Consider the following 8,218-nt stretch of genomic DNA (forward strand, 5'->3'; position numbering starts at 1 on the left):
CCGGGCGTGGTGCCGAAGCCCGGCGTACCGCCGCAGGGTGCGTTGCGCAGATCGATGACGAGATCGGTACCGGCCGGCGAGGTGACGCGCATCTCGCCCGCCTCGCGCAGCATCTGCACGCCGAGCGCCACCTTCGGGCCGAGTTCGGCCGTCGGCTCGGTGCGCTCGAGAATTTCAGGATGTTCGTTCGTGACGACCAGGAGGCGGGTTCGTCCTGCCGCCTCGATCTCGGGCCATTCCGGGGCATGGATCAGCCCCTCGACCGTGCAGTCGACGATCACCTCGCAGAGCTTCAGCGCCTCGATCACGGCGCGGTTGCCCTGGATCGCCCAGGACGTGCCGGTGGACTTCACCGGCACCGGCGCCGTTTGGCGCGGCGTCGGCATCTGGATCATGCAGAATTCGGCACCGAGATCGTGCAGGGCGAGTTCCGACAGGTGGACCAGCACCGGACGCGACTGCGTCTCAGACAGGATCGCCACCCTTGTCCCTTTGCCGATAGCATTTAGCACGAAGACGCGGCGGAAGCAGTCCAGCCACCGTCCTTCGATGCGCTCTTGCAGCATCGTTAAACTCCCATTGACGATCCGGCTTGTTTCGGATTTCTTTACTTGTCAGTTAAGTTTTCACGTTCGCATAAGCCTGTCAATGAAATTTTCGAAGATTCTTCTTTTTTCGAGAATAATGACGTGTCACAGGAATCCGGGCTAACCAACGCGGTCAGGCGGTGGGACGGGCATCGCGGAAATCCGGACTGCATTGCCGACTGGTAACCGGGGTCTATCTTAGATCCAGGGGCCTAGACTGAACCTGCGCTCTCAATACCTGCCGGAGAGCAGTTCCCCGGCGCCGGGTGACGCGGCGAGCAGTCCAAGCCGTGACATCATCTGATAGCTGGTACAGACAGAGGCACTGACAACGGGAAGGCCCAGCGCCTTCTGGAGTTCGTCGATCACCGGTAAGGAAGGCATCTGCACGCAGGCGGACGCAACAAACGCGTCGATCCCGGTTGTGTCGACCCTCTTGTAGATATCGAGCAGGTTGTTCGGATCGTGCCTGCCGACTTCGAGGTTGTCGGGAATTTCGAGGGCGACGAAGTCCTTCACCGCTATTCCCTCATGCTCAATGTAGTCGACCACCAGCTGGGTAAGCGGCTTCATGTAAGGGCATATCACCGAGATCTTCTTCGCCCCGAGCACCTTGAGGCCGTCGACGAGCGCACCTGCACTCGTGACAACTGGAGCAGGAGCGCCGTTCTCCGCTGTGCGCATATGCAGCCGCGCTTCCGAGGTGCGGTGATAACCCTTGCCCATGCTCATGATCGCGACCAGACAGGCATAGCCGAGGACGTCGACGCGCGCGTCGGAAAGCTCGATCGCGCAGCGGTCGCTGTCACGATCCATGGCCTCGAGCTCTTCCTTGACCACCTTCTTCATCCGCATCCGGCTGGAATGGAAAGTGAAACGTTCAGGCAGGAATATTTCCCTCGTGCGGAAAATCGCCGGGATTTCCGTCTCCATTGTGGTGTTGGAGGAAGGCACGATCTGCCCGATGCGAAAAGTGCTTGCCATGCTGGATCCGCTCCGTCTGACTGCTGTAACTGGTAGGCTTCGGCTTATGCCGAATGGGCACCTGGCTGTGCCGTTTCGATCAAGCCGGCGTCGTCGCTGTCGAAGGTCTGCACCCTTTCGGTCAGGGAAATCGGTTCCAGCCTGCGGCGGCTTACCCGCAGGTCGAAAACGTCGAACCGGTTGTAGTGGCCGACTATGTCATGCATCTGCTTCGGCTGGATGCAGCGTCCGAGATCAATCTCGGCGTAAACGATTCCTTCTTCGTCGATCAGCGGCTCGCCAACCACGCGTCCGTCCGGGCCGATCACCCCAGAGAAGGCGCTGGACTTGCGCTGCAGGCGCGCCCTTGCATCCGGAACGACACCTTCCATTGCGGCTATGATTTCTTCCGAGACGGTCGAACAGGAAACGATCGTAAACACCTTGCCTTCGAACGAGTGGGCCATGGCGCGCAGCTTTATGGCCTCCGCCATGTCGTAGTCGGGCGGCGCAACGGGCAGCGAAATGTAGCTGGCGACGTGAACCAGTTCGCCTTGGGCGAGAAGGGTGAAGCGCGCAAGGGTGTTCGTGTTCTCGCCGCAAGCAAGCGCGCCGAGTGGCCCGATTGCAGTGTCGTGGACTTTCAGGCCGGCTCCATCGCCGGGCGCCCAGGTCAACTTTTCGGCCCAGGTCGGCATCAATTTGCGGTGCTTGCCAAGCAGCGTTCCATCCGGGCCGATGGTCAAAAGGGTGTTGTAGAGAGTTCCAATCGAACTCGTGCTGCGCTCGTTGATGCCGATCACGACGTGGATGCCGGCTTCGCGTGCCGCACTGCGCAGGATTTCGACTTCCGGGCCCGGCTCGGTAATGGCGGCGCGCGCCAGTTTGTCGAACCAGGCTCCGCCGGTCACCGGATCGGTGATCCAGCTCCAGTACGGATAGGCCGGGATGAACACCTCCGGGAAGGCGATGAGATCCGCGCCATTGGCCCTTGCCTCGCGGATCAGGGAGACGGCCTTCTCGATCGTCGCCGGCGTATCGAGAAAGACGGGCGCGGCCTGCACCGCTGCGGCGACGAATTTCGGAAGCTTCAGCATGGCAACCCTCCTGCGCGTGATCGGCCCGCCATGCCGGCCGTTGCCGACTCGGCGGTCGCCATCGGATAGCCAGGAACCGAGGTCATCTGAACGGCCGCCTCGAATGGCGTGTGCATGTGTCTACTCCGGCGTCGCGTCCACCACGGGGTGTCGCAGCGTGCCGATCCCTTCGACCGAGGCCACGACCACGTCGCCTGGCCACATCCATTCCTGTGGATCACGCCCGGCGCCGACACCTTCCGGCGTGCCGCTGGCGATGATGTCGCCGGGCTCCAGCGTGATCGCCGACGAGATGTCGGCGATCAGGTGGTCGACCTTGAACAGCATGTGGCGGGTGTTGGACCGCTGTTTCTCGACCCCGTTGAGCGTCAGCCACAGGTCGAGCACCTGCGGGTCCGGGATCTCGTCGGCCGTCACGATGCACGGCCCGAACGGCGCGTACGTGTCCTGACCCTTGGAGAAGATCCATTGACCGGCGCGCCGGTTGTCGCGCGCCGAAACGTCGATCATCACCGAATAGCCGAAGACGTGGCTTAGCGCGTCCTCCTTGCGCACGCGGCGGGCGGTGGTACCGATGATGACGGCGAGTTCCACCTCCCAATCGAGCTGCTGCGTCATCCTCTTGTTGTGCTCGATGCCGTCGCCAGGCCCTATCACCGTGGTCGGCGGCTTCGAGAAGACGACCGGCTGCTTCGGCAGGTCTTTTGACGTGTCGAGCGACTTCGCGCTCTCCGCGACATGCTCGATATAGTTCAGGCCGATGCCGAAGATGTTCTTGCGCGGTCGGGGAATGGGCGCCAGCAGCCTCACATTGTCCACCGCTGTGGCGGTTCCGGCCGGGAAGCGCCCCGCTGCCCTGCCGAGGCAGTCGCGAAGCATATCCAGACCGCTGCGCCCGGCATCGATCAGGCCGAGCATGGTGTCGGGCAGGATCGTGCCTTGCGCCGTGGCGAGCGCCCCCACATCCACCACCAAATTGTCGACGAGGACGCCGAGCCTTGCCGCGGCCTCGACCGAGGCGCGATAGGTCACAAGTTTCATGATCTTTCCTTCAGTGGAGCGGCTGCAGGCCGCCATTGTCGCCGAATGCCTGCTCGCGGTAGAGCCCGAGCGCCCGCATCACCGGCAGGTCGGACAGGCAGAACAGGCAGGCGTCTTCGCGATCCGAGCCGTTGGCATGCTCGTGCCAGGCCCAGGAAGGCACGCAGAAGATGTCGTGCTCCTGCCAATCGTAGCGGCGGCCGTTGATGATCGAATGACCGTTGCCCTTCGCCACATGGTAGAGGCCGCTGCCCGTGTGCCGGTGCGCCTTTGTGTGCTCGCCGGGACGCAGCATCTGCATCGATGCGCCGAGCGTCTGCATGACCGGGCCGTTCGTCACCGGGTTCACATACTCCATCAGCACGCCGTCGAAGGGCGAGCCATCGGTGCAACCCGCGTATCTCGTCAGCGCTTCGTAGGTCGGCGCCCATTCGTATTTGAACATCGGGCTGTAGCCCTTGGCCCAGTTCTCGCCCATCGGCCTGAGACCTGCATTTCCCCAGGTCTTGGTCATGTCGTCGACCGCGTAACCGACCGCCTGGCTGAGATCTGGATGGACCTCATAGAAATTGGCTTCCATGGCGTTGACGAAAGGGATGTCCAGGCCGTCCTGCCAGATGCAGGGTGAGCCGGTCGCCTCCACGCCGTGCTCGTGCCAAGTGCCGTTGGGCGTCAGCACGAAGTCGTTCGCGCCGAGCGTCATTTTGTGTCCGTCCACCACCGTATAGGCGCCCGAGCCCTCCATGATGAAGCGGATTGCCGAGGCCGAGTGGCGGTGGGCCGACGCGACCTCGCCAGGATTCATCACCTGCAGCCCACCATAGATCCAGCCGACCGCGGCGGCCACGTCGGTGCGCCCCGGATTGTTCAGATAGACCACCCGCCGTCCGGCCTTTTCCGGTGTGACAAGTTCGACCGAGCGAAGGACATGCGCGCGCAGGTCGCGATAGCGCCAGACCACCGGCACCGACTGCGACTTCGGCTCCCAGGGCTCGATCTTGTTGGCGACGGTCCACAGCGCGCCTGCCTTGTGGTGCGCCAGCTCGTCGTAATAGGCAAGCAATTCCGGCGTGTCCTCGACGTTCGCCCGGCCGACGACATCCTCGCGATGGTTTTCGCGCTCCTGTGCCATGGGATCCTCCTGCTTGTAGCCCGTTAGTCTAGCATGACGTCTAGGATTTTCGATTGCAATAGAAATTTTCGAAAATAAATGAAATTGCCGACGCGTTCCTCTATAAGGTAAGGCTGTACGGGCGAGGAAACCTGAATGACGCTTGCCGAAAAAGCCTACGATGCCCTGCGCCACGACATCATACGCGGCGAACTTCCGCCTGGCCGACCGTTGCGGCTTGCCGACCTGGGCGAGCGCTACGGCATGGGCTTCTCGCCTCTGCGCGAGGCACTGAACCGCCTCCAGGCCGAATGCCTGGTGACGGCCGAATCGCTGCGCGGCTTCCGTGTAGCGCCGTTGTCGCTCGACGAGCTGCACGACGCCACGTCACTGCGCATCGTCATCGAGACGGAAGCGCTCAAGGCATCAATCAAGAACGGCGACGACGCCTGGGCGTCGGGCATCGTGTCCTCGCTCTACGCCTTGAATGTGCAGGCGGCGCGAACGGGCCCCGAAGCCGATATCTGGACCCTCGAAAAGCGGCACCACGCGTTCCACCGCGCCTTGCTGGCCGGTTGCAATTCGCCCTGGACGCTGGAATTCTTCGAACGGCTCTATGCAGCGACCGAGCGCTATCGCATTCCGGTTCTGCTTGCGTCCGCGCTGCCGGTTGGCCGCGATGTCCAGGCCGAGCACAGCGCACTCGCGCAAGCGACGCTCGACAGGGACGCGGCGAAGGCCTCTGCTCTGCTGAGAGAGCACTACCTCAGAACGGTGGAGCATCTTGCGGCGGCTATTAACAGCTGAAACTGAGCTGGCCAGGAATCCATCGCGTCGGCTACTTCCATGCAGCGAAAGCCATGACCGCGATGGTCGTGCAACGAATTGGCGCGGCACTCCTCATCGCGTTGGGCGTGGGCCACCATCTTCCAAGCGTCTAGGATGCTTGACTGGATCACGCAGGCGCTTTGGGCCGCGGTGCCGCTCACGATGGGCGCGCAGGTTCGACGCTTGTCTGGTTTATTCGGCGAAAAATTGGCAGGGAGACGCCAGCACCATGATGCACTCGGACCAGGTCCATATCGATGCTGATATCGTTCGCGAGATGATCTTCGACGAGTTCCCAGAGTATCGCCACGAGCGGATCGTGCAGCTTGGCGCGATTGGTACGGTCAATGCAATCTTCAGGATTGGATCGAGAGTAGCGGCAAGATTCCCCCTGCGCGCAATGGAGCCAGTCGAGTGCGCCAATATGCTACGCAACGAAGCCGCGGCCATGACGGAGTTTGCTGCGCATTCCCCGTTTGCCTGTCCTCGACCGATCGGGATTGGTCAACCGGGTCCGCTTTATCCGTTGCCGTGGGCAATGCAGAGTTGGATAGAAGGTGACGTTGCCACGCACGATGGGCTTGCTGCCTCTACGACCTTCGCACTCGACATTGCCAAACTGATTGCGTCGCTACGAGCAGCGGACACGCATGGCCGTCGTTTTGATGGGCAGGGGAGGGGCGGCAGCCTTCCTGACCACGACGACTGGATGTCGATCTGTTTCAAGAACAGCGAGGGTCTCCTGGACGTGTCTCGGCTCCGTCGCATATGGGCTCGGCTGCGTGAACTGCCGCCGTCCGGTCTCGACGTTATGAGCCACCGCGATCTTATTCCGGCCAACCTCCTCGTGCGTGGTGACCGCCTTGTTGGTGTGCTCGACAGCGGCAGTTTCGGCCCGGCCGACCCGGCCTTGGATCTTGTTGCCGCATGGCATCTCTTCGATAGCAGTCGGCGCGAAGCCGTGCGTTCCCATCTTGGATCAAGCCAAGTCGAGTGGCAGCGCGGAGCGGCATGGGCCTTCCAGCAGGCAATGGGCTTGGTCTGGTACTACCGAGGCACCAACCCCGCCATGAGTGCCCTTGGCCGCTCGACGCTCTCCCGCATCATCGACGACCTGATCTGATCCGAACCTGGGCGTCGGTCGGTCGGAAATGCCTCGCGCGCATGAGCCCAAGTTCCTTCACAAGCGCAGGGAACCGGCGTAGCGGCAGATCATGACCGCTCGTGGATCAAAGCGGCGTGGCCGACCAACAAATGACGCGCGCCGGCAAGCTGACGCATCCTTCGACCGTGACCACGGCCATTGTCTCCACCAATTCCGGCTATGATTTTGAGGCGACCGCTATCGATCGTTCTCGCGACGCCTTTGGAGAGCTTCTCTTACCGCGCGCACGATGTCAGCGTTGTCGGGAAAGTATCCCTTGCGCCTCGATGTCACGACCTGACCGGCAACCGCGACTTGGAATACGCCCCCTTTGCCAGCGTTCAACTCCACGGGAAGACCGAGTTCATCAGTCAAGCTCCTGGCAGCCCGGGTGGCGCGGCTCTCATATCCGCACGGCCCGCAATATGTGATGGTGATCCCCTGACAGGGCTCGACTTCAGCCGTTACATGACCGGCAGAATGCTCGGCACCCACGATCAGATCTACGACGCCAGCAGCGATTGCGTCGGGTTCATCTTCCTGGAGGTAGTGCAGGCCCGAGTTCAGTTTGATCAAGCGGCAGTTCCTGAGCCCAGCGGCAAACGCCTCAGCATAAGTAGGCGAAACGAGAGCGCCCGGGTTGCCGGCAAACAGCACCTTCGGATAGTCCGATACCCGCAATGCGGCGTGTGCCTCGTCCAGCGTATGCCAGACGTCCGCCGGCTCGCCCGCAATCGGCAACTCGTTCGGAAGGCGCCAGGTCGGGGTGCGCGACTTGGGCGTCGCAAAGGGGGCGCGGTAGATTTCCATCTCCTGCGCATTAAGCCCCCGCTGGACGGACCCGGGAAGCACGCGCTCGACGAACGCGTTCTGTCCGAGGATCATGTCCTCGCCGATTCCCGGCGCGCGGAACTTTCTGAACGTCTCCCGCAAGACCTCGCTCCGATGGAAATCGTTCCATGTCGGGATTGGCCGGATAAACTCCATGAAAGCCAATCCCTTCACGATGTCGGGCCGCCGGGCCGCCAGTTCGAAGGCCAGGGCGGTGCCCCAATCCTGCGCGACGATGTAAGCGGCCTCGATCCCCATAACCTCGAGGAATGCATCGAGATAGGCCACGTGATCGAAGAACCGATAGCCGATTTCGGGCTTGCCGGATTGGCCGAACCCGATCAGGTCGGGCGCGATACAGCGTGCCGATCCCGCCACGATCGGAAGGATGTGACGCCAAATGAAGGAGGAGGTTGGGTTGCCGTGGAGAAACAGGGCCACCGGCAATCCGGGCTCACCAGCCTCCCGATAGGCCAATCGGATAAGCGATGACGATCAGCATCACGGCAATCGCAGGAAGCACGTACGCGTAGTCAGCGCGATGCTCCCAAATCTTGCCTAGCAGGGGTAGCAATCTTCGCCGAGCCCCGGTCTTTCCGGCCACGATCGTCACTTT

General features: G+C 62.2%; 7 protein-coding genes and 3 pseudogenes. 2 read left to right on the plus strand and 8 right to left on the minus strand.

What is annotated here, in order from left to right; genetic code table 11:
- From EN742_RS15575 to EN742_RS15595, 5 genes and pseudogenes are all read right to left on the minus strand, one after another.
- Window positions 1-566: pseudogene (locus tag EN742_RS15575) on the minus strand (peptidase M29); the annotation flags it as partial.
- A 252-nt stretch (window positions 567-818) separates the two neighbouring features.
- Window positions 819-1,571, minus strand: a complete 753-nt coding sequence (locus EN742_RS15580) for an Asp/Glu racemase (RefSeq protein WP_127404780.1) — start codon at window positions 1,569-1,571, stop codon at window positions 819-821.
- Window positions 1,572-1,615: 44 nt separating this feature from the next.
- Window positions 1,616-2,647: a carbon-nitrogen hydrolase family protein gene (locus tag EN742_RS15585; RefSeq protein ID WP_127404781.1), complete on the minus strand. Its 1,032-nt coding sequence runs from the start codon at window positions 2,645-2,647 to the stop codon at window positions 1,616-1,618.
- A gap of 120 nt (window positions 2,648-2,767) precedes the next feature.
- A complete protein-coding gene (locus EN742_RS15590) occupies window positions 2,768-3,688 on the minus strand; it encodes a fumarylacetoacetate hydrolase family protein (RefSeq protein WP_128332996.1) in 921 nt (306 codons plus the stop codon).
- Between the two features lie 10 nt (window positions 3,689-3,698).
- On the minus strand, window positions 3,699-4,820 hold the full coding sequence (locus tag EN742_RS15595; protein WP_127405157.1) for a cupin domain-containing protein: 1,122 nt from the start codon (window positions 4,818-4,820) through the stop codon (window positions 3,699-3,701).
- 135 nt (window positions 4,821-4,955) lie between these two features.
- Here EN742_RS15595 and EN742_RS15600 point away from each other — a divergent pair, with 135 nt between their 5' ends.
- Together EN742_RS15600 and EN742_RS15605 are read left to right on the plus strand one after the other, a co-directional pair.
- Window positions 4,956-5,606 carry a GntR family transcriptional regulator gene (locus tag EN742_RS15600; RefSeq protein ID WP_126056178.1) on the plus strand — a complete coding sequence of 217 codons (651 nt, stop codon included), beginning with the start codon at window positions 4,956-4,958 and terminating at the stop codon, window positions 5,604-5,606.
- Window positions 5,607-5,856: 250 nt separating this feature from the next.
- Window positions 5,857-6,750 (plus strand): aminoglycoside phosphotransferase family protein, encoded by an 894-nt coding sequence (locus EN742_RS15605; RefSeq protein WP_189375349.1) that lies wholly within the window; start codon window positions 5,857-5,859, stop codon window positions 6,748-6,750.
- A gap of 219 nt (window positions 6,751-6,969) precedes the next feature.
- Here the strand turns inward: EN742_RS15605 and EN742_RS38735 are convergent, their stop codons facing one another.
- From EN742_RS38735 to EN742_RS39385, 3 genes and pseudogenes are all read right to left on the minus strand, one after another.
- Window positions 6,970-7,266, minus strand: coding sequence for an Rdx family protein (locus EN742_RS38735; RefSeq protein WP_210212552.1), 297 nt, complete (start codon window positions 7,264-7,266; stop codon window positions 6,970-6,972).
- Window positions 7,267-7,290: 24 nt separating this feature from the next.
- Window positions 7,291-8,079: pseudogene (locus tag EN742_RS15610) on the minus strand (haloalkane dehalogenase); the annotation flags it as partial.
- Window positions 8,078-8,215: pseudogene (locus tag EN742_RS39385) on the minus strand (sugar ABC transporter permease); the annotation flags it as partial. The pseudogenes EN742_RS15610 and EN742_RS39385, both read right to left, overlap by 2 nt.
- Between the last annotated feature and the right edge of the window lie 3 nt (window positions 8,216-8,218).

Origin of the sequence: Mesorhizobium sp. M4A.F.Ca.ET.020.02.1.1 (assembly GCF_004022645.1) — a bacterium.
GTDB lineage: Bacteria > Pseudomonadota > Alphaproteobacteria > Rhizobiales > Rhizobiaceae > Mesorhizobium.

Coding starts and splice junctions, on each gene's coding strand:
- EN742_RS15595 (WP_127405157.1), bottom strand. CDS start 4,820: ATGGCACAGGAGCGCGAAAACCATCGCGAGGATGTCGTCGGCCGGGCG.
- EN742_RS15600 (WP_126056178.1), top strand. CDS start 4,956: ATGACGCTTGCCGAAAAAGCCTACGATGCCCTGCGCCACGACATCATA.
- EN742_RS15590 (WP_128332996.1), bottom strand. CDS start 3,688: ATGAAACTTGTGACCTATCGCGCCTCGGTCGAGGCCGCGGCAAGGCTC.
- EN742_RS15585 (WP_127404781.1), bottom strand. CDS start 2,647: ATGCTGAAGCTTCCGAAATTCGTCGCCGCAGCGGTGCAGGCCGCGCCC.
- EN742_RS15580 (WP_127404780.1), bottom strand. CDS start 1,571: ATGGCAAGCACTTTTCGCATCGGGCAGATCGTGCCTTCCTCCAACACC.
- EN742_RS15605 (WP_189375349.1), top strand. CDS start 5,857: ATGATGCACTCGGACCAGGTCCATATCGATGCTGATATCGTTCGCGAG.